This window comes from Lentilactobacillus otakiensis DSM 19908 = JCM 15040, assembly GCF_001434145.1.
Classification (GTDB): Bacteria; Bacillota; Bacilli; order Lactobacillales; family Lactobacillaceae; genus Lentilactobacillus; species Lentilactobacillus otakiensis.
Window position 1 is genome coordinate 327,482 of record NZ_AZED01000014.1, and the last position, 23,068, is coordinate 350,549.

The following is a 23,068-nucleotide window of genomic DNA, read 5'->3' on the forward strand; positions in this document are numbered from 1 at the left end:
TGATAATTCTTATTGTTAATACAATCAATTGATATGATAAAAACTTAATCAATTGATAAGTCGACGAACTTTGGCCTGATGGAAACTGGTGTCCCTTCACTATCCACGTCGATCACAAAGGATCCGTTTGAGTAGCGGCCACCCAATGAGTAATCGGCTGGCAAAATATCATGAATCTTACGATGATCAGTCCGTACTTCAAGTGGCTGATCTTCACTTTCAATCGTGCAGAAATCAACAATCCGATGGGAATTGCTCTTAAGTTCCCGCAAAATCATGACGCCTTTTCGAGCTCGGGAAGTAACTGGAACTTCTTTAATTGCCAACTTCTTAAAGGCACCCCGTTGCGTCACAATTGCCAAGACGCTCTGATCGTTAACCAGCTGCAGATTAGCAACTTTATCTTCACCACGTAAGGCAATTGACTTCACCCCAGTAGTTCGACCGCCGTTAACTGGTACTTCGTCAATGCCGTATCGTAATGCCAGACCGTGATTTGAAATCAGCAATAGCTGACCAGCATCTTCTGGATTTGGCAGGTAATGGATGGCAACGACTCTTTCATCTGCATTCTTGAGCTTCTCGTAAGTATAAGCATGACTCTTATAAGTTCGACCTGGTTTCATATCGTCCAAAGCAGTCTGTTTAACATGCCCTTGATCCGTGGCAATCAGGAAATTGCCCTTTTCCTTCAGCGAATTGAACGCATAAGTACCAATGATTTCTTCATCAGCATCCAAACCAATTGTCTGAGAAATATGCTCACCGGTATCTTTCCATTTCACATCAGCAAGTTCAAAGACCGGCCGGTAAATCAGATTACCCTTGTTGGTAAACATAAATAAATGATCACGGGCATTTAACTGCTCCATGAAAATTGGATAATCTTCATCCTTTAAGCCGGTATCGGTTGTGGATGCCTTGTATGAACGGATACTGCTGCGCTTGATATAGCCGTCGTGGCTAACCATCACGACCACATCTTCATCTGGAATCAAGACATCGGTATTAATTTTAATGTCAGAAACTTTGGCTTGAATTTCAGTTCTGCGGGCATTGCGATAATTCTTTGAAATCGCTTTTAGCTCGCTAGCCAAAACTCGGTTGAGTTCTTTGGGGCTATCCAGGATTTTATGATATTTGGTAATTTCGTCTGAAAGATGCTGATGCTCTGTTTCTAGTTCAGTAACGTCAGTGTTCGTCAATCGATAAAGTTGTAAGGCGACGATGGCATCAGATTGTTTCTCTGAGAACCCGTATTCTTTAACTAAATTGTCACGGGCATCCTTACGGTTCTTGCTGGCTCGGATAGTTTTGATCACATCATCCAGGATTGAGAGCGCCTTAATCAGACCTTCAACAATATGCTGACGGTCCTGAGCCTTCTTCAAATTAAATTTCGTCCGCTTTCCGATGACTTCCTGTTGAAATTCCAGATAAGCGACTAGGATTTTCTTCAGTGATAAGCGTTCCGGTCGCATATGAGAAATTGCCACCATATTGAAGTTGTACGAAACCTGAAGGTCAGTGTTCTTGAATAAGTAATTCAAGATTCCTTTGGAGTCAACATCCCGTTTAAGTTCGATGACGATACTCAAACCGTTTCGATCACTTTGATCACGAACTTCTGAGATACCCTCAATCTTTTTATTTAAGCGAATTTCATCAATCCGCTTCACTAATTGGGCTTTATTGACTTCATATGGAATTTCCGTGATGACAATTTGTGACTTGTTGCCCTTCAAGGGTTCAATGGAGGTCTTGGAACGGACAATAATCTTACCATGTCCGGTTTCATAAGCCTTCTTGATGCCGTCGATTCCTTGAACAATTGCTCCGGTTGGGAAATCCGGCCCTTTAACAAACTGCATTAAATCATCCAAAGTTGCATCGGGATGCTTCATGAGATAAAGAATGGCATCGATCACTTCACCTAAATTATGAGGTGGAATGTCAGTCGCATATCCTGCTGAAATACCGGTTGAACCGTTGACTAATAAATTAGGAAATCTGGCTGGGAGCACAGTTGGTTCATACTCGGTGTCATCAAAATTGAGGACCCAATCAACCGTGTCTTTATCAATATCGCGTAACATTTCAGTCGCAATTTTGCTCAACCGTGCTTCGGTATACCGCATAGCTGCAGGCGGATCGCCATCCATTGAACCGTTGTTACCATGCATTTCAATCAGTGGTTCTCGGACTTTCCAATCCTGACTCATTCGGTTTAACGCTTCATAGATTGAACTGTCACCATGGGGATGAAAGTTACCCATGACGTTCCCTACAGATTTGGCTGACTTTCGGAATGCCTTGTCGTAGGTGTTGCCGTCTTTGTTCATCGCATACAAAATTCGTCGTTGAACCGGTTTTAAACCGTCGCGAATGTCAGGTAATGCCCGTTCTTGAATGATTGATTTGGAATATCTGCTGAATCGTTCACCCATCACATCTTCAAGGGTCAAACTTTCAATTTTACTCATCTTTTAGTCGCACCCCTAATCATTTGTATTATCCAAGATGCTGCCATCTTCTTCTAAATTAAACTTAACGTTTTGCTCGATCCATTTTCGTCGGGGTTCGACTTTATCGCCCATCAACGTTGTGACTCGTTTTTCTGCCAAGGCAGCATCGTCAATTCGAACTCGAATTAAGGTTCTGGTATCCGGATTCATTGTGGTTTCCCACAGCTGATCGGCGTTCATTTCACCAAGACCCTTGAATCGCTGAAGGCTGTATCCTTTGCCGAAATCTTTGGAAACCTTGTTAAGTTCTTCATTGGTCCAAGCATACTGAACCTTTAATTTCTTGCCGGCACCTTTTTGTAACTTATAAAGTGGCGGCAGCGCAATAAACACCCGGCCGTTATCAATCATTGGCCGCATGTATTTGTAGAAGAACGTTAATAATAAAATTTGAATATGAGCCCCATCATCATCGGCATCAGTCATGATAATGATCTTATCGTAATTGGCGTCGTCAATGTTAAAGTCAGCGCCAACCCCGGCCCCAATTGTATAAATCATGGTGTTAATTTCTTCATTTTTCATGATTTCCGGTAATTTGGCCCGTTCGGTGTTCAAAACCTTACCTCTAAGCGGCAAAATTGCTTGATAACGACGGTCTCGGCCCTGTTTGGCAGATCCGCCGGCAGAATCTCCTTCGACCAGGAAAAGCTCGTTACGGCTGTAATCCTTGGATTGAGCTGGGGTCAACTTACCGGACAGCAGACGTTCCTGCTTCTTATGACGCTTACCAGTCCGAGTTTCATCCCTGGCTTTTCGAGCCGCCTGACGGGCTTGGCGTGCTCGCAATCCTTTATGAACCAAGGTTTGAGCAAATTCACCGTTTTCCATCAAATAGTAGCCGAGTTTTTCGCTGACAACATTATCGACAATTGAACGTGCTTCGGGGGTCCCTAATTTTTCCTTGGTCTGCCCTTCGAACTGGAGAATTTCTTCTGGAACTCGTAATGACAAGACCACCGAGAGGCCTTCACGCACATCGCTACCCTCAAGGTTTTTATCTTTTTCCTTGAGCATGCCGACTTTTCTGGCATAGTCGTTAAACGCTTTTGTCCAGGCATTTCGTAAACCGGCTTCGTGGGTTCCACCGTCTTTAGTTCGGACGTTATTGACAAATGACAGCATTGTTTCGGAATAGCCGTCATTATATTGAGCAGCGACTTCTACTTCGACGCCCTCTTTTTTGCCATCAAAGTACATGACATCGCCTAATGTATGTTTGTCTTCATTCAAGTATTGAACGAATTCTTTGATGCCTTCTTCATAATGGAAGACTTCTTCTTGTTCCTGATCCGTCCGTTCGTCGGTTAATGTGATCTTAGTTCCTTTTAGCAGGAAGGCAGATTCACGTAACCGTTCAGAGAGCACTGAGAAATTATAAACGGTGCTGGTAAAGATAGTTGGATCGGGCTTGAAGGTGACTGTCGTCCCACTATGAGCCCGAGTCTTGCCCAGCTTTTTTAAGGTACCAACTGGGTGACCACCGTTTTTGAAGTCTTCTTCATAACGATACCCATCACGGACGATCACAACTTTGAGCCAAGTGGAAAGTGCGTTAACAACACTGGCACCAACTCCATGCAGACCACCGGAAGTTTTATAGCCCCCCTGGCCAAATTTTCCACCTGCATGAAGCATCGTCAAAATGACTTCAGGAGTCGGTTTCCCTGAAGCGTGCATGCCAACTGGCATCCCTCTGCCATGATCGACAACGGTAATGCTGTTGTCTTTATGAATTGATACTTGGATCTCGTCCCCATAACCGGCCAAGACTTCATCGACGGCGTTATCAACTATTTCGTAAACCAGATGATGCAGGCCGCGGGAATCTGTGGAACCGATATACATTCCGGGACGCTTTCTAACTGCGTCGAGTCCCTCAAGAATTTGAATCGAGGAATCATCATATTTTTGCTTTTGCTTTACCATTCGTTATGACTCCTTTTTTTGCAATCTACTTCATAATAACCTAATTTGACGGTTATGGAAACGAAATTTTATTGGCTGAATGCAAATTCCATGCTAAAATGAGAAACGCTATTAAGTTTATTAATTGCGACTACTGAGAGGTTTAAGATGAATTTCAATATTGAACAAATTATCATGATGTTAGCAGCAGCTTATTTATTAGGCTCAATTCCAAGTGGTGTCTGGATCGGCAAAATTTTCTTCCATGTTGATATTCGCCGCCATGGCTCCGGCAATATTGGGACAACCAATACCTACCGGGTTTTAGGACCGATTGCCGGCTCAATCGTGATGGCTTTGGATATTTCCAAAGGTGCAGTTGCGACGTTGCTGCCGACATTCTTCCATGTGACAACAGTCAGCCCACTGGTCTTCGGTTTGATGGCCATTCTCGGTCACACCTTTTCGATTTTTGATAAATTTAAAGGTGGCAAGGCCGTTGCGACGAGCGCGGGGATGCTGCTGGCGTACAAACCGGCCTTTTTCTTTCTAGCTGCGGGTATTTGGATATTAGTGATCTTGCTTACCAGCATGGTTAGTTTGGCCAGCATGATTGGTTTTACATTGACGACGATTGCCATTTTTTTCACTCACGATATTTTCCTGAGCGCGTTGGCGGTCCTGTTAACGATTTTTATTTTCTATCGTCATCGTGCCAACATCAGCCGAATTCGAAACGGGACGGAAAGTATGGTGCCATTTGGGCTCGGTAATATGCTTCGAAAACGCCGCAGTTCCACTAAATAAGTTAATCAAAAACGAGTGATTTCTGAATTTGAGGAATCACTCGTTTTATTTTGTTTTGTTACTGATTGCTGAAACGTGCTCTCTGGGGCAGCAGTCTGCATCTAAAGGGTTTTGACTAAAAATCAAACTCGATTTTTAGCCAAAACCCTTTAGACACCGCCTGCTAACCGCCCCTGATTACACTCTTTAAAAGAAACTAATCGAATACTTACCTGCAAAGGCGTGGCGGCCTTCTAGCTTGTTAATGGCAAACTTATCTGTCAATTGACCATCTGAGTTAACCGTGTCGGCCAACCCCCACCATGGTTCGATGCAGACAAATGGCGCTTTCTTAGGATATGGCGACCAAATGCCCACATAAGGCGCATTTTCGACCGTTAAAGAAACACCGTGATCATTGTTTGCATTTGCCAGCATGACCGTCGTTTCACGACGGTCAAGGTTCAGCACAATGGCATCGCTGTTAAACATGTCGTGGTCCAACGATAATGGCTTGGTCAGGTCAATGGTCTTGGAATCATCAGGATCGCTATACGGCGGTTTTAGAGGGATCTGAGTGTAAGCCTTCTTAGGAGCGACCCTTACAAATGAATCCCCGAAAGCTCCTTCTCCTTTAACTAAAGGCACATTGAAGCCAGGATGGGCACCAATTGAAAATAGTAAGGTGTCTTGCGCTGGATTAATAACGTTCAAACTGACATTCAGTTGATGGTCAACCAGTTCATAAATGATTCTTAATTCGAATTTAAATGGATATTTGGCGAGCGTTTCGTCATTGGAACGCAATAGCAATGAAGCTTTAGTAGGGAGCTGAGATTCAACCTTGAACTGATTGTCCCGGGCAAACCCGTGCTGAGTCATCTCATATGTCTGTCCATCATATTCATACTGATTGTCCTTCAAGCGACCGACAATGGGAAACAAAATGGGCGCATGCCGTTTCCAATAAGTCGGATCTGCCTGCCAAATATATTCAAGCCCATCGGTATCTTTAACACTGGTCAGTTCAGCGCCCAGTTCATTAATTAAAACGGTTAGATACTGATTCTTTAGCGTAATCATTTGAATTTCTCCTCCAGATTTACAGAATGTAACGTGACAGGTCCTTGTTTTGAGCTAATTTACCGACCTTGTCGTCAACGTATTTTTCGGTAATCGTGATGTCACCCATCTGCATATCAGGGCCTTCGTAAAGGATGTCTTCAAGTAATTTTTCTAGGATCGTGTGCAGACGACGAGCGCCAATATTGTCTGTATTATGGTTAACGTCGGTCGCAATCTCGGCAATTCGATTGATGGCCTCGATTGTGAAAGTCACTTTAATATTGTCAGTCCCGATCAAAGCGATGTACTGCTTGGTGAGTGAGTTGGTTGGCTCTGTCAAAATTCGGACAAAGTCCTCTTTGGTCAGTTCGTTTAATTCAACTCGAATTGGGAAACGGCCTTGGAGTTCAGGAATCAAATCTGAAGGCTTGTTCTCAGCAAAGGCACCTGAACCGATAAAAAGCATGTGGTCAGTATTAACCGTGCCATATTTGGTATTAACTTGTGAACCTTCAACGATTGGTAAAATGTCTCGTTGAACACCTTCACGGGAAACTTCCCCGCTATTTTGGGATTTACCTGGGGCAATTTTGTCAATTTCATCGATAAAGATAATCCCTGTGTTTTCAGCACGGACAATCGCATTATGATACAGGTCTGCCTTGTTAATCAGTTCCTCAGATGCTTGTCGAGTTAAAATTTCGCGCGCTTCGCTAACCGGCACAGTCCGCTTGATTTTCTTCTTTGGCATCAAACCTGATAAGGTATCATTCAAATCGATCCCCATTTGGTTCATCATGGTGCTTTGGCCGGCAGGTTGTTGTGAAGGATCGTCCATTTCAATTTCAACTTGGTCGTTTTCAAGCAAGCCTGCCTTGAGTTTTTCGGCCGTTGACATCCGCTTCTCACGAATATCATCAGTCACATCTTCTTGGTCGTCCTGGTCTGCAGAAGGCATTTGGCCATTTTGCATTTGAGTAAACATGTTCATGAGGTTCTGCATGTCATTTTGACGTTTTTCTTTTTTCTTGGCAGGTACTAACAGCTTAACCAGTCGATTATTGGCCTGTTTTTCGGCTTCGACATGGACCTGCTTATATTGATCGGCACGTTCCAACTGGATAGCATTTTCAACCAGGTCACGGACCATGGATTCAACATCACCACCAACATAGCCGACTTCAGTGAACTTAGTAGCTTCGACTTTGACAAATGGTGCGTTGACAATCTTGGCCAATCGGCGGGCAATTTCAGTTTTACCAACTCCGGTCGGTCCGATCATGAGTAGATTTTTTGGTGAAATTTCATCCTGCATGTCCTTTGACAGCTGCATTCTGCGATAACGATTCCGCAAAGCAACCGCAACGGCTTTTTTGGCTTCATTTTGACCCACAATGTATTGGTCTAAAACGTCAACAATCTCTTTTGGTGTTTGAGTAGACTCAGTCAATTTAAGTTCCTCCTATAATTCTTCAGAAATCACGTTCTGGTTGGTGAAGATATCGATATTTCCAGCAATGTGAATGGCAGCTTCTGCGATTTCTCTGGCGCTCATGTCTTGAGCGTGGTGTTTCATGGCAGTTGCGGCAGCCAGTGCGAAGTTACCACCTGACCCAATGGCTAAAATATCGTCATCTGGCTCGATGACTTCACCTTGGCCGGATACCAGTAGTAAATCCTTGTCGTTCATCACGATTAATAAAGCTTCAAGCTTTTGCAGCTGCTGATCGCCACGCCACTCTTGGGCTAATTCAACGGCAGATCGTTTGAGATCGCCGTCAAATTGATTTAATTTCTTTTCGAAACGTTCTTCAAGGTTAAAAGCATCGGCAACGCTACCAGCAAAGCCGACGACAACTTTGTTATCGTAAATGCGACGAACCTTGTGGGCAGTTCCTTTCATGATGACTTTTTCACCCATGGTAACCTGACCGTCTCCGGCCATAGCGAGATGTCCGTTGTGACGGACAGCGACGATGGTTGTTGCTTCAAATTTGATTGGCATAGTATACCCCTTTTTATTTTGATTTTAATGAATCATTATTTCGAGGAAAATACTTCTTATAATCATCCATTAAATGTGATTTGGTAACATGTGTGTAAATTTGGGTTGTCGATAGGCTGCTATGGCCCAGCAACTCCTGGACAGATCGCATGTCAGCACCGTTATTGAGCATTTCTGTTGCGAAGGTGTGGCGTAACATGTGGGGATGAATCTTGGTGGTCAGACTGCTTTGTTTGACAATCTCGTCCATAATATATTCGATTCCTCGGGCTGTAATCGGCCTGCCATAATGATTAATGAACAGAAATCGGTGGCTTTGATGATACTTAGCCATGATTGGGCCTCTGGCACCACTCAAGTATGCTTCAATTGCATCTTGAGCATATTCCCCAAAGGGAACGTAACGCTGCTTGTTGCCCTTCCCAGTGACTAAAATGGTCCGGTTATCCAAATCAATATCATTCAATTGAATACCGGCACATTCACTCACCCGAATACCGGTTGCGTAAAGTGTTTCTAAAACCGCCGAATTTCTTAACCCAAGTTGAGGATTAGGATTTTGTTTGGCGCCTTCAAAAAGTGCCCGCATCTCATTTTGGTACAAAAATCTTGGCAGCCGACGATTATTTGTCTTCAGGTGAACGTACTCGAATGGATTATGAGCGATGACCTCACTTTTAACCAAAAATGCGTAAAATGATTTTAATGCAGAAATCTTTTGGGCAATCGAATTTCTGGCGTACTTTTTTTCGTACAAGTTAGTCAGAAACGATTCAACGTCAAAGGCGTCCACTTTCGTCAGTTCTTTCTGGTCACTAGGCACCTCAGCTAAAAATACGACGAACTCGGTGATTGCCTGCTGATATGCCTGGATCGTATCTGCAGAATAATTTCGATCACTTCGTAGATACTTCAAAAACCATTGAATATTTTTTTGATCTCCATTTAATTCCGTCATGAGCCACCATCCTCAACGATGTAATCGCGTTCAAGTCCTAACATCTATGATAGCAAATAAACGCGGCTTGTGCCTGGATTGCATTGAAATTAAAGAAAACTAAATTCGATTAGCCTCATCGAATAAGCGTCATTCTACATAGCTCGTTAGCAGTCGGCAAACTAAAGTGCCAGTCTTTACCAGAACTTAAGATTTACTTTGGTCGTCTGATTCACCAAACGGAAACACAAAAAAGACCGAATCGATTTCTCGATTCAGTCTGGTTTGGTTCATTATCCACGTGAACGAAGTGAAGCTCTAATACGAGCAGCCTTACCTTGTAAGTCACGCAGGTAGTAAAGCTTAGCACGACGAACGTGTCCTTGTCTTACTACTTCGATTTTATCAACTCGTGGTGAATGAAGTGGGAAAATTCGTTCAACACCAACACCGTTACTTACTTTACGAACAGTGTAAGTTGCTTGAATTCCTGAACCCTTGCGTTTGATAACAACACCTTCGAACAACTGAATACGTTCTCTGGTACCTTCAACAACCTTAACGTAGATTTTCACAGAATCTCCGGCACGGAAATCAGGAATATCATTACGTAGTTGTTTCTCGTTGATCTTGTCAATCAATTGATTTTGTCGCATAAACAAATCTTCCTTTCACTAACATTCATTATCTTGTTTGACAGCGGAATGTTGTTTTGCGGCTTGCGCCAAAAATTAGTGTAACATAATTAATCCTTGTCTGTAAAGGTTTTTTTCTTGTCAGCATCCTTTGCAGCCTGCTTTTCTTCTTCCTCAATTCGAACGTCTGCGAACAGCTTTTTTTGCGTACTGGTCAAATTATGATGATCAATTAGGTCCGGCCGACGCAGATAGGTTCGACGCAGAGCCTCTTTTTGATTCCATAAGGCGATCTTTTTGTGGTCGCCATTCATCAGGACTTCAGGGACTTTCATGCCTCGAAATTCAGCTGGTCGGGTATATTGAGGTTCTTCAAGCAAACCAGTGGAAAATGATTCTTCAACACTTGACTGGTTATTGCCCAAAACACCAGGAATCAGACGGGTAATTGCATCAATCATAACCATTGCCGGTAATTCCCCGCCGGTCAACACGAAGTCTCCTAGGGAATATTCATCGGTGACGATTGAACGAATCCGTTCGTCATAGCCCTCATAATGACCACAGATAAAGGTTAAATGGTCATCATGTGACAGTATCTCAGCATCATGCTGTTTAAATTGCTTTCCAGCCGGATCCATGAGAATCACTTTACCTTGCGGATATCCAGCAGCCTTCGCAGTCTTTCTGGTATGGTCGTAGGCATCCAAAATTGGTTGCGCCTGAAGCAGCATACCCGCCCCACCGCCAAACGGATAGTCATCTACATGGCGATGCTTATCGGTGGTGAACTCCCGAAAATTGGTCACATCTAAATCAATGATGTGATTTTCGATTGCTTTTCCGATAATTGAATCGTGCATCGGAACTGAAAACATTTCTGGAAAAAGGCTTAATACATCAATTCTCATTCGTCCAAGCCCTCCGGAACGTCAGCCGTTATTTTGCCGGCATCGAGGTCAACATTTGTGATGACTGAATCAATTTTTGGTAATAATAGGTCTTTTTGACCATCCCGTTCAACGACCCAAACATCGTTGGCACCCGGTGATAAGATTTCTTTCACTTGGCCGATTTCATTGCCCTGAGGGTCGACGACATCCAAACCAATAATTTGGTGGTAATAATATTCACCGGGTTTGAGATCGTCATTAGAGAGACTATCCTCGTCGATTTTGAGTTCTGATGGCTTTAAGTACTCAACATCATTAATTGAGGGATGATTCTTGAAATGCAACAGAATAAAGCCTTTGTGCTTGCGAACACTGTCGATCGTCAAGCCAACCATCTCTTTTCTGTTGGGCAGCTTGGCAAAAACGGTGTTGCCGACCTTAAATCGTTTGTCGGGAAAATCAGTGATTGAAATCACTCGGACTTCGCCTTTCAAGCCTTGGGTATTGACAATTTTGCCGATATTATAATAATTCATCAAATAATTCCTCCAGCTCACTTTGAATTCCAATTTTGAATAAGAAAAAAGGGCCCAAACAAAACATACGTTTCGCTTAAGAACCCTATTGCTTCCCATCGTCAACAATCAAACGAGCTTTCTTTTGACCCTCAACCGGAACGCTGTACACAATTGTCCTGATTGTCTGAATCACATGGCCATGCTTTCCAATGATTCTGCCAATGTCATCTTCATTTAACTTCAGATGATATTCCAGGAATCGATCGGATTCATTATGCGAAATCTCGACATCATTTGGATAATCGACTAACGGTGAAATAATCTTATTAATTAAACCATCAATACTTGTCATGATGATAATCACTCACTTACTTTTTTGAGTATTTAGCTTCGTGATATTTCTTCATAATGCCGGCATCTGATAAGATGTTACGAACAGTATCAGATGGTTGGGCACCATTGTTTAACCAGTTCATGATTGATTCTTCTTCAAGAGTAATCTTAGCTGGTTGAGTTAATGGGCTGTAAGTACCAACGTTTTCGATGAAACGACCGTCACGAGGACTACGTGAATCGGCAACAACGATACGGTAATAAGGACGCTTCTTTGAACCCATGCGCTTTAAACGAATCTTAACTGACATGCTTTTACCTCCTGTAATGTTTTAACGATTAATAATATACCAGTAATTTGAATGCTTGTAAAGGTTTTTTTCTTTACACCGTCAAAATGGCTTGTTTATTGGTTAGATTTAGACTTGTTGGACAAATTGACCAGCTGTTAACGACAATTGCTTGTCAGAATTAACGACGTTTTTTATTTTTCTTCATCCGACGTTTCTTGTTCTTTTTCATCTTCCGGCTGAACTGTTTCATTGCCAGCTTGGACATTTTACCGCCCATGCCAGTGCTATTCATCATATTTTCCATACCAGACATGTTACCCTTGGAAACCTTGTTCATCATGGTCTTCATCTGACCAAACTGTTTGATCATTCGATTGACTTCTTGAACTGGGCGCCCGGAACCACGGGCAATTCTCCTACGTCTTGATGGATTTAAAACGTCTGGATCCGTTCGCTCTTGTTCCGTCATTGAATAGACGATAGCTTTAAGATGATCCATATCTTTGGGATTCATATTAGCGTTTTTGAGCTGTGGATTGTTGGCCATTCCAGGAATCATCTTCATAATTTCATCCAAAGGACCCATTTTTTGAATTTGATTTAATTGGTCGACAAAATCGTTGAAATCAAAAGTGTTTTCCTTGATCTTTTCGGAAAGCTCTTGGGCTTGTTTTTCATCATATTCTTTTTGAGTCTTTTCAATGAGTGAAAGCATATCACCCATCCCAAGGATTCGAGAAGCCATTCGATCAGGATAAAAGACGTCCAAATCAGACATTTTTTCACCCTGACCAACAAACTTAATTGGCTTTTGAGTAACCGCACGAATTGAGAGTGCAGCACCACCACGGGTATCACCATCCAGCTTGGTTAGGACGACACCAGTGACATCCAAGGTCTTATTAAAGCCCTCGGCAGTTGCCACGGCGTTTTGACCAGTCATGGCATCAATGACCAACAAGATTTCGTTTGGTTGAACGGCATCTTTAATATGACTCAACTCGTCCATCAACTTCTCGTCGATTTGCAAACGACCGGCGGTATCGATGATCACGTAGTCGTTATGATCTTCTTTAGCCTTTTGTACACCTTGTTTGGCAATTTCAACTGGATCAACATCTGTTCCTAGTTGGAAAACAGGCACGTCAATCTCTTGGCCAACTGTTTGCAGTTGATCAATGGCAGCTGGCCGGTAGACATCATCAGCAATCAATAAAGGGCGGGCATTTTGCTCGTTCTTTAATTTCAAAGCTAACTTACCGGCAGTGGTCGTTTTACCAGCACCTTGAAGTCCAGACATCATGATGATTGTCGGAATCTTTTCGGATTTGTTTAGGGGAACTGCTTCTTCCCCCATTGTTTTGGTTAATTCTTCGTCAACAATTTTGACAATTTGTTGAGATGGATTCAAGCCTTCCAGCACCTTGGCACCGTTGGCCCGTTCCTCAACTGTTTTGACAAAATCACGAACGACTTGGAAATTGACATCGGCTTCAAGTAAAGCCAGACGGATCTCACGCATGGTAGCACGAAGGTCTGATTGTGAGACCTTTCCTTTACCACGTAAAGTTTTCATGGCGTTTTGTAAACGCTCGGTTAATCCTTCAAAAGCCAATTAGTTCACCCCTTATTGTTCTTCGGTTGTTTCCAGATTTCTGATCATTGAGTTTAATTTTTGATCGTGGGAATATTTTTGTTCAACATAAGACTGAATCTGATCAAGTTTGTGATTTCGATCGACAAAACTGTGATATAAATTCAATTTATCTTCGTATTGCTGCAGAATCTTTTCTGACCGGCGGATATTATCATAAACCGCTTGTCGACTGACGTTATACTCACCAGCAATTTCACCCAGCGAATAATCGTCTGCATAATACAGCTCAATATAATTTGCCTGCTTTTTGGTGAGTAACGGCTCGTAAAATTCAAACAAAGAATTAATATAGTTGTTTTTTTCCAGTTCCATGTTCAAGCTCCTTTAACAACCGATACGTCCATAGCGTACCGATTAATGCCGAGTCAGTCAACGCTAAATGCACAGTCTATTCGGAAATTAATCCTTTAAATAATCCATAGACAAAATCATTTGGATCAAACGGCTTGAGATCGGTGACTTTTTCGCCTAAGCCAACGTATTTAACCGGCAAATGCAACTCGCTGCGGATGGCAAGGACGATTCCACCACGAGCAGTCCCATCTAATTTGGTCAAGACGATTCCAGTTACATCAGTCGCTTCTTTAAACATTTTGGCTTGGGTCATAGCATTTTGACCAGTGGTTGCATCCAAGACCAGCAAAACTTCGTGGGGGGCTTCAGGAATTTCTCGGGTGAGAATCTTTTTCATCTTACTCAATTCGTTCATCAAATTAACTTTGTTCTGTAAACGCCCGGCTGTATCAACCATCAGCACATCATAATTGTCATCACGCGCTTTTTGGACAGCGTCATAGACGACTGACGCCGGATCGCTCTTGGCTTTTCCTTTTACAATATCGACGCCATCACGCACAGCCCAAACATTTAGTTGCTCAATTGCGCCGGCTCTAAAAGTATCGGCAGCTGCCAGAACAACTTTTTTGCCCTGATCTTTGTACATTTTAGCCATTTTACCAATCGTGGTCGTTTTACCAACACCATTTACCCCAACAAAGAGGATCACAGTTGGCCCCGATTTGGCCATGTTAATTGCTGGGTTTTCACCGTTACCGGCTTTATCGTACATATCGATGAGCTTTTTAACGATCACATTTTGAACATCTTTTGGCTTTTTGGCATTTTGCAGCTTCACTTCATCACGCAGCTCATCGGTAATCCGCATTGAAGTTTCAAAACCAACATCAGATTCAATCAGCATATCTTCCAAGTTATCGAAAAATGACTCATCGACATGCCGGAAATTAGCTAATAACGCGTTGAGCTTCTCACCAAATGAGGAACGAGACTTTTCCAAGCCCTTTTCGTATTGTACCGTAGTTGATTCAGCAGCAGCTTCATTATGTTCATCAGCTTCCGGCTGTTGACCAGCTTGACTAGTTTGTGAAGCCTCTTCACCTGGTTCCTGAGTATTTTCCTTGGTTTCCTCCTGTGGTTGAGAAGGTGCCTCTTTAGTCGGCTCAGTTGGCGTAGAACTTGGCTCTTCAGGCTGCTCATCTGCTTGTTGAGCAGACTTTTCGGTGGTTTGGACATCTGCAGACGGATCGGTTGTTTGCTTTGGGCTTTCGTCTGAAGTTGATACTGCACTGCTTGGACTTGGTTGAACCTCTTCCTTGGCTGGTGTTTCAGTTGCTGGCTCGGTTTGTTCAGTTGATTTTTCTGGTTCCTTTTCTTCATTCTTCTTTGAACGACGTTTAAATATATCAAAAAGACCCAATCAACTCACCTCCGTTTTTAAATTATCTAAGTTAACAGTGACAACTTTAGAAACGCCTGATTCCTGCATTGTCACACCATACAGTTGATCGGCGTAAATCATGGTTTCTTTTCGGTGGGTAATGACAACGAATTGAGTTTCATCACCGAAACGCTTCAAATACTTAGCAAAACGATCCGCATTGAATGGATCAAGGGCGGCTTCGGCCTCATCTAGAATACAGAATGGAACCGGGCGAACTTTGATGATCGCAAACAGCAGGGTAATCGCTGTTAAAGCCTTTTCCCCACCGGACAGTAAGCTTAAATTACGGTAGTTCTTGCCAGGCGGCTTGACCATAATTTCAATTCCAGTATCCAGCATATCATCGGGATCGGTCAAGACCAGCTTGGCTTCCCCACCACCAAACATGTCAACAAAGACTTTGGAAAAAGCTTTGCTGACTTGGTTAAACGCGGTGGCAAACTTATTGGAAATTGTTGAATCCATATCGCGCATGGTGGAAGTTAAATGATCTTTGGCATCAAGTAAATCTTGTTTTTGTTTGGTTAAAAAGTCAAACCGTTTGGAAACTTCTTTGAATTCTTGAATGGCACCGATATTGACTGGACCGATCTCATCAATTCCAGTTCGAAGCATTTTAATCTGACTGGCGACTTGTTTTTCGTCCCAGTTCCAGTCAGGGTTCGTCAAATCAGGTTGTTCAATTTGGTAAGATTCTCTTAATGTCGCCAAATTACCATCTAAATCCTGACGGTTCTTAGCTGCTTTTTGCTGGGCACTGGTCAGTTCATACTTGGCATTGTTTAAATTAATCTGTTCATCTTGGATGGTTTGGTTCAAATCATCTAGGCGACTCTGACCAGCTTCAATGGTTGTTTTGAGCTTTTTAAGATCCAAATTTGTTGAATCCTGCGCAGTTTGAGCAGCATCAATTTCCTTGTTCAAACTGCCGGAATCCACTTGGTGGTTGAGTTCGGTTTCTAATTTTGTTCGTTGCTCAACCAACTGACCACGGTCGTGCTGGTGATTGGTTATTTGCGTATTAATTGCCGTTTGATCAACCTTGAGTTGGCTCAACTTTTGCTCTTCCACAACAATCTCTTCGTGGAGGGATTGTTTCTGGGTGGCAAATTTTTCGGCTGATTGCTTGACGTTAGCTAATTGAACGCGTTTATCGTCAAGCTGATCATTCGTATTCTGGATTTGTTGTTCAATTGTTTTTTGCCGATCAGCCAGTTCTGAACTGTCACTGGACTCGCCAGTTTGAGATGAATTTTTGATTGCTAACTGCAGTGTTTTGAGTTCCCGCTGCTTTTCTTGAGCAGCTGTTCGCAATGTTTGACAATCATTTTCCAGAGCGCTAACTTTCTGTTGGATTTGGTAAACTTTCTGTTGGCCACGTTCGTGAGAAGCCTCAATCTTTGCAAGTTCATCTTTGGCGTTCTGAAGCTGTTTTTCATTTTCAGCTAATTTTTGGTCCATTTGAGCAGTCGATTTATTCAAGGCTTCCAATTCGTTTTTTTGAACCAACACACCTTGATTATCATTGCGGTTGGCTCCACCTGTAAGTGAGCCACCGGCATTAACCACTTGGCCGTCTAGTGTCACAATTCGGGTTCGATGATTAATTTGTTTGGAAATGTTGATCGCACTATCAAGCTTGTCGGCAATGATGGTGGTTCCAAGAAGAAAAGCTTTAATCTTGCTTAAATTGTTGGGCATCGTGACTAAGTCAGCGGCAACCCCAATAAATCCAGGTACTGCTTGAGCCTCTCGAATAACATTTGGGTTTAATTGATGGCCATTGATCGTGGAAATCGGTAAGAGTGTGACTCTTCCCAACCGCTCTTTTGTCAGCAAGCGAATTGCCGCAGATGCGGCTTGATTATTTTCGACAATGATGTGTTGAGCCTGTGACCCCAGGGCGGTCTCGATTGCTTTGACGTATTTTTCATTAATTTCAAGGTAATCAGAAACCGGTCCCAATATTCCGGTTAATTCATTTTTTCGTTTGAGAAGATTGGCAACCCCACGATAAAAGCCGCGATAAGAATCGTGGAGATTTTTAAGTGATTCTGCCTTGGCTTTGGCTTGTTCGGCTATCTTTAAAGCTGCCAGCCAGTTGGCCTGCGACTGGTCCACTGCCTGTTTGCGGGCATTCATAAGTTTGGCCAAATCTGCCAGTTTGGCGGCGACATCTTTTAGATCGGACCGAGTTTCATTCAAAGTGGTTTGCTTGTCGCTGAATTGTTCTTGAGTCTGGTGCAAATCGTCGGTTGCTTTAGCGATCCGTTGTCGTTGTGACCCAAGTCGTTCTTCCAACTGCCGATCATCATGACTTTTCATGGTAATCCGGTTCTTAATGGTCGTCTTTTGTTGCAGCAAGTCAACGTATTGATTACGCAGTTTGTCGATTTCTCCCTCAATGACAGAGACACTGTTGGCCTTTTCTTTGGCTGCAACTTGATTGAACTGGTCTTGTTTGGCGTCAATTTTAGCTGCAAGCCGTTTACCAGCATCAATTGATTGGCTGAGTTTGACCTTGTAGTCGTCAATTTGTTTGTCGGTTAATTTGATTTGTTCGGAAATCCGCTTTAAGTCGGCATCTTTAAACGACTTTTCCTGTGCTGTTAGTTGATGTTTGCTTTTTAACGATTGAATCCGTTCCGTGATTTCTAATAATTGATCATTTAAGTGGTCAATTGTGGACCGATTTGCAGTCAGCTTGGTTTTTAATTGATCCCTGGAGTTTTCATCTTTTCGAACCTGGGCATAGATTTTGTTAACCAGGTCCGACTTTTCAGAAACAGTTTGCTTAACATGATTTGAATCATTCATCAGCTGCTTGGTTGATAAAATCAACTGCTGCTTTTCAAACTGATCCAAACGTTTCTTTTGATCAAGATAATCTGTTGCCAAACTGCTCTGTTCTTCAAGGGGCGCCATCCGTCCCCGGAGTTCGGAAATAATATCTTCAACTCGGTTAAGATTGTCGGTTGTTTCATCAATTTCTTTTTGGGCGGTGTTCTTGTGCTGCTTATATTTGTACACACCAGCCACGTTCTCGATGATTGAGCGCCGTTCTTCTGGTTTACTATTAAAAATCTGTTCAACATTTCCTTGAGAAATAATTGATAATGAGCCCTGACCAATTCCTGTATCCATGAATAAATCAGTAATATCTTTCAGGCGGCATTGCTTTTCGTTCAGGTAATAAGAACTATCACCGTTGCGGAAGAGTTTTCGGGACAGTTTCAATTCATCAAATGGGGTTTGAATGAAATGGTCAGAATTGTCCAAAGTTAACGTAACGGACGCCATGCCTAAAGACCGTCGATCAGCGGAGCCCGAAAAAATAACATCAGGCATCCGTGACCCACGGAGATTTTTGGCAGATTGTTCCCCCATTACCCAACGAATGGATTCAGCAATATTGCTTTTTCCACTACCATTGGGACCAACAATTCCGGTCATCCCACCCGGAAAGTTAATGAGTGTTTTATCCGCAAATGATTTAAAACCTACAATTTCAATGGATTTAAGTTGCACACTCGTTCTCCAGTCTAAACTAGATTGTCTCCCTCTGTATCAAACTGCTCCAGCGCTTGCTGAGCAGCCTTTTGTTCAGCGCCCTTTTTGGAATGACCAATCCCGACACCGTATAGTTTGCCGTCAATCGAAACGTTGACTTTAAACGATCGATCATTATCAGGACCGTATTCATCAACTAATTCATAGTCGATCGCAACCGGACCGTCAGCTTGAGCGAGTTCCTGCAATTCTGTCTTGTGATCGAAGAATTCCGCAAACATGCCTTCGTCCAGTTTAGGGAAAATAACTTTGGTCACAAAGCGGGTAACTTCTGCTTGTCCCTGATCAAGGTATAAACAGCCAACAAATGATTCGAAAATATCACATAGTAGTGAATCACGATCGCGGGCACCCGCTTTCTCTTCACCTCTGCCCAAACGAATATATTTGTTGAAATTGCATTCCCTGGCAAATGTACTAAAACTTTGTTCGTTGACCATTGCTGCCCGCAGCCGAGTTAATCGACCCTGAGGCATCTTAGGATAACGTTTGAAAATATAGTCGGAAACGATCAGTTGTAAGACAGCATCACCCAAAAATTCCAATCGTTCATAAAACTTCAGTCCTTCACCGCGATGTTCGTTAACATATGAAGCTTGTGTAAATGCCTCGTCGAGTAAAGCCTGATCATCGATATGAATGTCAAAGTCCTGTTTTAACATTTCATTTAAGCCTTTTATCAATCTTGTACCTCCAAATAAAATCCAGATAACAGTAAAAAATTGAAATTATATCAATCCTGAAATAATTTCAATTTGTGATTACTTTTATTATTTTTGATGAGCCATGATGTAGTCAACAGCTTCGTTAATTGTGTTCAGCTTTTCAGCATCCTCATCCGAAATTTCAGCATTAAAAGTATCTTCCATGTCCAGCACAAATTCAACAAAGTCAATTGAATCAGCGTCCAGATCATTTTTAAAATTCAAGTCACCGGTAATTTTACTTCGGTCGACATCAAATTGGTCAGCCACTAAATCGGCAATTTTTGCGAACACTTCGTTTTTATCCATTTTGATAAACACCTATTTCATAAAATTAATTTGCTAATTACCATTATATCAACTATTTACTGCTTTTGATACTATCTTTTATTTGTTGCAGTTCGTCAGCGTGATCGGTAACATATTTGTCCAAATCTGGAATCATGTTAGACAAAATAATTTGGCGAATCTGGCCGATGGTGTTCTTGACGGTGTCAGCTTTGCTGCTGCCGTGAGTTTTCACAACCGGTGCTTTGACTCCCAACAGTACGGCGCCACCGTACTGAGAATAATCCATCGAACTGCCGATCTTATGAAAAGTATCTTTGAGCATCAAGGCACCAAACTTGGCTTTGGTGCCATTGCCCATGATGGTGCTCTTAATGAGTTTCATCATTGACAATGCAGTTCCTTCAATACTCTTTAAAACGGCATTCCCAGTAAAGCCATCAGTTACGACAACGTCGGCCGCCCCATTTAGCAATTCACGGGATTCAACGTTCCCGACAAAATTGATGTCTTTGTCAGCCGCCAACAGATCATGAACCTTGCGATGATTCATATCACCCTTATCAGCTTCGGTTCCGTTATTCAGCAACCCAATTCGGGGATTTTTAACCTGGTTCACATTTTGAGCATAATACTTACCCATGAGGGCATATTGGTAAATGTTCAAGACTTTGGTATCGGCATTAGCACCAACGTCAATCATCACAAACTTATTTTGATTTTTGCCTGCAATAACTGGCAGGGTCGTCGTCAAACCTGGGCGATCAATTCCTTTAATTCGGCCAACAATAAATAATCCAGCTGCTAAGATTGCGCCGGTGTTCCCTGCAGAAAAGAATGCATCTGCATTGCCTTCTTTAACAGCGGTTGCCGCAAGGACAATACTGGATTGTTTCTTGGTCCGAACTGCTTTAACGGGTTCATCACCCATTTCAATGACTTCGTTGGCTTGGACGATCTGAATTCGTTCATCGTTGGTCAGATATTTTTTGATTTGGTCCGTTTTTCCATATAATTGAAATTCAACGTCAGGATAAGCATCCCGCGCCAATTGGATTCCTTCAACAACTTCTTTAGGGGCGTAATCGCCGCCCATTGCGTCAACTGCAATTTTCATTTTTAACTCCTATTTTAATCAGTAGTAATGATTTCATTGTACTTTAAGTATCGCACTAATTGTACATTTTCTGGATTTTTTTGCCAATCCTTGTGGACGGTAATGCTTTGAGCTTCTTGGTTAGCAACTTGTAAAATATTAAGATCGCCAACTGGATCAGCGACTTTAAAGTCGGGCATTCCTGACTGTTTACTGCCGGTGATATCGCCCTGCCCCCGTAATTCCAAATCTTTTTGAGAGAGGAAAAAGCCATCGGTACTGCTGGCAACTGCGGTCATCCGTTTCTTGCCGAGTTCATTTTTCGGATCGGCAATCAAAATGCAATACGACTGAGTATCGCCACGACCAACCCGGCCACGTAATTGATGAAGCTGTGCCAAGCCAAAATGATCTGCGTCAAAGATCAGCATTGTGTTGGCATTGGCAACATCCACGCCGACTTCAATGACGGTCGTTGCCACCAAGACTTGAAACTGGTTATTCTTAAAATCAGCCATAGCAGTGTCTTTTTCTTCATCTGTCATTCGGCCGTGTAGTAACCCAACTGAATAGGCTGGTTCAAAAATCGCTTTGAATCGATCAAAAATTGCCAAGGCATTTTTCATATCAACCGCTTCTGATTCTTCAATCAGTGGCGTCACAACGTAGATCTGATTACCGGCATCAAGTTGCTTTTTGACAAATCGAATGGCAGAATCTGTTTTCGCAGAAGTAATCCAGGTTGTTTTGATGGGTTTACGCCCCTTTGGCAGTTCATCGATCACAGAAACGTCCATGTCACCATACATCGTGATTGCCAACGTTCGGGGAATCGGTGTCGCCGTCATGGCCAACATATTGGTACTCCGCCCTTTTAAGCATAACGCTTGGCGTTGGTTGACACCAAATCGATGTTGTTCATCAATGACTGCCAGCCCAAGATCGTCATAATCCACTTGGTCTTGAAAAAGCGCATGAGTGCCGACAATTAAATTAACTTCGCCGTCGGCAATCCTTGGTAGCATTGCTTTTCGTGCCAAGCTGCTGGTGGCGCCAGTTAATAAGGCAATATTAACATTCAGGCCGGCAAACATCTTGGCAAATGTATTTGCATGCTGTTCCGCCAAGATTTCTGTCGGTGCCATGATCGCAGCTTGTTTGTGGGCACTGATTGCAGCGAGAATTGCGATCGCTGCGACAACTGTCTTACCACTGCCGACGTCTCCTTGAAGCAGCCGATTCATTTCAAGTGGCTGAGCAAGATCGGCTAGAATTTCGTTGACCACTTTGTTTTGTGAGTCAGTAAGTTTGAATTTTAGTTGATTGGTAAATTTTTGAATTAACTGTGAATCATATGCAATGACTGCAGCTGGATCCGGCTTTCGATGCTGCTGTTTTAAAATTTGAATCTTCATCGCAAACAAGAAGAATTCCATAAATTTGGCAGTTCGAAAAGCTTTTTGAGCCGCAACTGGTGATTCAGGAAAATGAATGTTTTTGATCGTATCATGGAATGACTCTAAACGGTATTTCGTTCGAATTGATTCTGGAATGATATCGTCAAGTTGATCCTCGTATTCATCGAAGCCCAATTTGACAAGTTGCTTAATCGTGTTTTGTTTAACTTCTTTGTTGCTGGGATAAATTGAATCGTAGGTATCACTCTTATCACCATTTAAAATTTTCATTCCCTGAATTTGATTACGATTTCGATCAAACGTTCCGAAAATAATAACTGGTGCCTCAAGCTCAAGTTGTTTTTTAAGCCAAGGCTGATTAAAGAATGTCACATTATAAATATCATCATTGATCTTAAGGTGAAAGCCCAGCCGACTCCTACGTCTACCAAAAAAGTTCACGGTCGGTTCGCTAATGACCGTTCCTTTAACTGTCACTTTTTGTCCATCAACGGCTGTACGGAGATCCTTTAATGATAAGTCGTCATAGCGTCGAGGATAATAGGTCAGTAAATCATTGATTGTATTAATGCCAAGCTTATTTAGAGCAGTTAGCCGTTTTTCGCCGACACCTTTGAGAACGCCGACTGAATCGCTCAAACTGGCCATATTATCCCTCCTTTGTTTTTGATATAAATAAAAGTTTGGCCAACTGTG

The 23,068-nt window shown here is 42.6% G+C and carries 19 protein-coding genes and 1 pseudogene; 1 reads left to right on the plus strand and 19 read right to left on the minus strand.

The features are described from left to right. Positions 1-44: 44 nt before the first annotated feature. Complete coding sequence (parC, locus tag FD05_RS09125; protein ID WP_020280237.1) at positions 45-2,483, minus strand: DNA topoisomerase IV subunit A; 2,439 nt, start codon at positions 2,481-2,483, stop codon at positions 45-47. Between the two features lie 15 nt (positions 2,484-2,498). Beyond that, positions 2,499-4,454 (minus strand): DNA topoisomerase IV subunit B, encoded by a 1,956-nt coding sequence (gene parE, locus FD05_RS09130; RefSeq protein ID WP_020280236.1) that lies wholly within the window; start codon positions 4,452-4,454, stop codon positions 2,499-2,501. Between the two features lie 147 nt (positions 4,455-4,601). Between parE and plsY the strand changes: the two genes are divergently transcribed. Then, the gene (gene plsY / locus FD05_RS09135; protein ID WP_020280235.1) at positions 4,602-5,240 is read left to right on the plus strand and encodes a glycerol-3-phosphate 1-O-acyltransferase PlsY; all 639 of its coding nucleotides are present in this window, start codon (positions 4,602-4,604) and stop codon (positions 5,238-5,240) included. Positions 5,241-5,426: 186 nt separating this feature from the next. Here plsY and FD05_RS09140 read toward each other — a convergent pair whose 3' ends face one another. The 17 genes and pseudogenes from FD05_RS09140 to recG form a co-directional block, all read right to left on the minus strand. Continuing rightward, on the minus strand, positions 5,427-6,302 hold the full coding sequence (locus tag FD05_RS09140; protein WP_020280234.1) for an aldose 1-epimerase family protein: 876 nt from the start codon (positions 6,300-6,302) through the stop codon (positions 5,427-5,429). A gap of 19 nt (positions 6,303-6,321) precedes the next feature. After that, entirely contained in the window at positions 6,322-7,734 is a 1,413-nt protein-coding gene (gene hslU, locus FD05_RS09145) for an ATP-dependent protease ATPase subunit HslU (protein ID WP_020280233.1), read from the minus strand. A gap of 12 nt (positions 7,735-7,746) precedes the next feature. Then, positions 7,747-8,289 (minus strand): ATP-dependent protease subunit HslV, encoded by a 543-nt coding sequence (gene hslV / locus FD05_RS09150; protein ID WP_020280232.1) that lies wholly within the window; start codon positions 8,287-8,289, stop codon positions 7,747-7,749. 13 nt (positions 8,290-8,302) lie between these two features. Continuing rightward, a complete protein-coding gene (xerC, locus tag FD05_RS09155) occupies positions 8,303-9,247 on the minus strand; it encodes a tyrosine recombinase XerC (RefSeq protein WP_020280231.1) in 945 nt (314 codons plus the stop codon). Between the two features lie 272 nt (positions 9,248-9,519). Beyond that, complete coding sequence (gene rplS, locus FD05_RS09160) at positions 9,520-9,882, minus strand: 50S ribosomal protein L19 (RefSeq protein ID WP_020280230.1); 363 nt, start codon at positions 9,880-9,882, stop codon at positions 9,520-9,522. 89 nt (positions 9,883-9,971) lie between these two features. Then, positions 9,972-10,772 carry a tRNA (guanosine(37)-N1)-methyltransferase TrmD gene (gene trmD / locus FD05_RS09165; RefSeq protein WP_020280229.1) on the minus strand — a complete coding sequence of 267 codons (801 nt, stop codon included), beginning with the start codon at positions 10,770-10,772 and terminating at the stop codon, positions 9,972-9,974. Continuing rightward, positions 10,769-11,290: a ribosome maturation factor RimM gene (gene rimM / locus FD05_RS09170; protein ID WP_020280228.1), complete on the minus strand. Its 522-nt coding sequence runs from the start codon at positions 11,288-11,290 to the stop codon at positions 10,769-10,771. The genes trmD and rimM overlap by 4 nt, the downstream gene beginning before the upstream one ends. A gap of 85 nt (positions 11,291-11,375) precedes the next feature. Then, on the minus strand, positions 11,376-11,624 hold the full coding sequence (locus FD05_RS09175) for a KH domain-containing protein (RefSeq protein WP_020280227.1): 249 nt from the start codon (positions 11,622-11,624) through the stop codon (positions 11,376-11,378). Positions 11,625-11,640: 16 nt separating this feature from the next. Then, on the minus strand, positions 11,641-11,916 hold the full coding sequence (gene rpsP / locus FD05_RS09180) for a 30S ribosomal protein S16 (RefSeq protein WP_013727929.1): 276 nt from the start codon (positions 11,914-11,916) through the stop codon (positions 11,641-11,643). A gap of 160 nt (positions 11,917-12,076) precedes the next feature. Continuing rightward, positions 12,077-13,513 (minus strand): signal recognition particle protein, encoded by a 1,437-nt coding sequence (gene ffh / locus FD05_RS09185; protein WP_020280226.1) that lies wholly within the window; start codon positions 13,511-13,513, stop codon positions 12,077-12,079. Positions 13,514-13,525: 12 nt separating this feature from the next. After that, a complete protein-coding gene (locus tag FD05_RS09190) occupies positions 13,526-13,867 on the minus strand; it encodes a putative DNA-binding protein (protein WP_020280225.1) in 342 nt (113 codons plus the stop codon). A gap of 76 nt (positions 13,868-13,943) precedes the next feature. Then, positions 13,944-15,272, minus strand: coding sequence for a signal recognition particle-docking protein FtsY (gene ftsY, locus FD05_RS09195; protein ID WP_020280224.1), 1,329 nt, complete (start codon positions 15,270-15,272; stop codon positions 13,944-13,946). Continuing rightward, complete coding sequence (smc, locus tag FD05_RS09200; protein ID WP_020280223.1) at positions 15,273-18,824, minus strand: chromosome segregation protein SMC; 3,552 nt, start codon at positions 18,822-18,824, stop codon at positions 15,273-15,275. It abuts the gene before it with no gap. Positions 18,825-18,838: 14 nt separating this feature from the next. Further along, a complete protein-coding gene (gene rnc, locus FD05_RS09205; RefSeq protein ID WP_039932336.1) occupies positions 18,839-19,549 on the minus strand; it encodes a ribonuclease III in 711 nt (236 codons plus the stop codon). Between the two features lie 87 nt (positions 19,550-19,636). Beyond that, on the minus strand, positions 19,637-19,879 hold the full coding sequence (acpP, locus tag FD05_RS09210) for an acyl carrier protein (RefSeq protein ID WP_039932335.1): 243 nt from the start codon (positions 19,877-19,879) through the stop codon (positions 19,637-19,639). A 52-nt stretch (positions 19,880-19,931) separates the two neighbouring features. Then, positions 19,932-20,975: a phosphate acyltransferase PlsX gene (plsX, locus tag FD05_RS09215; protein WP_020280220.1), complete on the minus strand. Its 1,044-nt coding sequence runs from the start codon at positions 20,973-20,975 to the stop codon at positions 19,932-19,934. A 14-nt stretch (positions 20,976-20,989) separates the two neighbouring features. Then, positions 20,990-23,026: pseudogene (gene recG, locus FD05_RS09220) on the minus strand (ATP-dependent DNA helicase RecG); the annotation flags it as partial. Between the last annotated feature and the right edge of the window lie 42 nt (positions 23,027-23,068).

What these genes read in the sequence shown, in the direction of transcription:
- parC (WP_020280237.1), bottom strand. Translation starts at nt 2,483, where the DNA reads ATGAGTAAAATTGAAAGTTTGACCCTTGAAGATGTGATGGGTGAACGA.
- parE (WP_020280236.1), bottom strand. Translation starts at nt 4,454, where the DNA reads ATGGTAAAGCAAAAGCAAAAATATGATGATTCCTCGATTCAAATTCTT.
- plsY (WP_020280235.1), top strand. Translation starts at nt 4,602, where the DNA reads ATGAATTTCAATATTGAACAAATTATCATGATGTTAGCAGCAGCTTAT.
- FD05_RS09140 (WP_020280234.1), bottom strand. Translation starts at nt 6,302, where the DNA reads ATGATTACGCTAAAGAATCAGTATCTAACCGTTTTAATTAATGAACTG.
- hslV (WP_020280232.1), bottom strand. Translation starts at nt 8,289, where the DNA reads ATGCCAATCAAATTTGAAGCAACAACCATCGTCGCTGTCCGTCACAAC.
- xerC (WP_020280231.1), bottom strand. Translation starts at nt 9,247, where the DNA reads ATGACGGAATTAAATGGAGATCAAAAAAATATTCAATGGTTTTTGAAG.
- rplS (WP_020280230.1), bottom strand. Translation starts at nt 9,882, where the DNA reads ATGCGACAAAATCAATTGATTGACAAGATCAACGAGAAACAACTACGT.
- trmD (WP_020280229.1), bottom strand. Translation starts at nt 10,772, where the DNA reads ATGAGAATTGATGTATTAAGCCTTTTTCCAGAAATGTTTTCAGTTCCG.
- rimM (WP_020280228.1), bottom strand. Translation starts at nt 11,290, where the DNA reads ATGAATTATTATAATATCGGCAAAATTGTCAATACCCAAGGCTTGAAA.
- FD05_RS09175 (WP_020280227.1), bottom strand. Translation starts at nt 11,624, where the DNA reads ATGACAAGTATTGATGGTTTAATTAATAAGATTATTTCACCGTTAGTC.
- rpsP (WP_013727929.1), bottom strand. Translation starts at nt 11,916, where the DNA reads ATGTCAGTTAAGATTCGTTTAAAGCGCATGGGTTCAAAGAAGCGTCCT.
- FD05_RS09190 (WP_020280225.1), bottom strand. Translation starts at nt 13,867, where the DNA reads ATGGAACTGGAAAAAAACAACTATATTAATTCTTTGTTTGAATTTTAC.
- acpP (WP_039932335.1), bottom strand. Translation starts at nt 19,879, where the DNA reads ATGGATAAAAACGAAGTGTTCGCAAAAATTGCCGATTTAGTGGCTGAC.
- plsX (WP_020280220.1), bottom strand. Translation starts at nt 20,975, where the DNA reads ATGAAAATTGCAGTTGACGCAATGGGCGGCGATTACGCCCCTAAAGAA.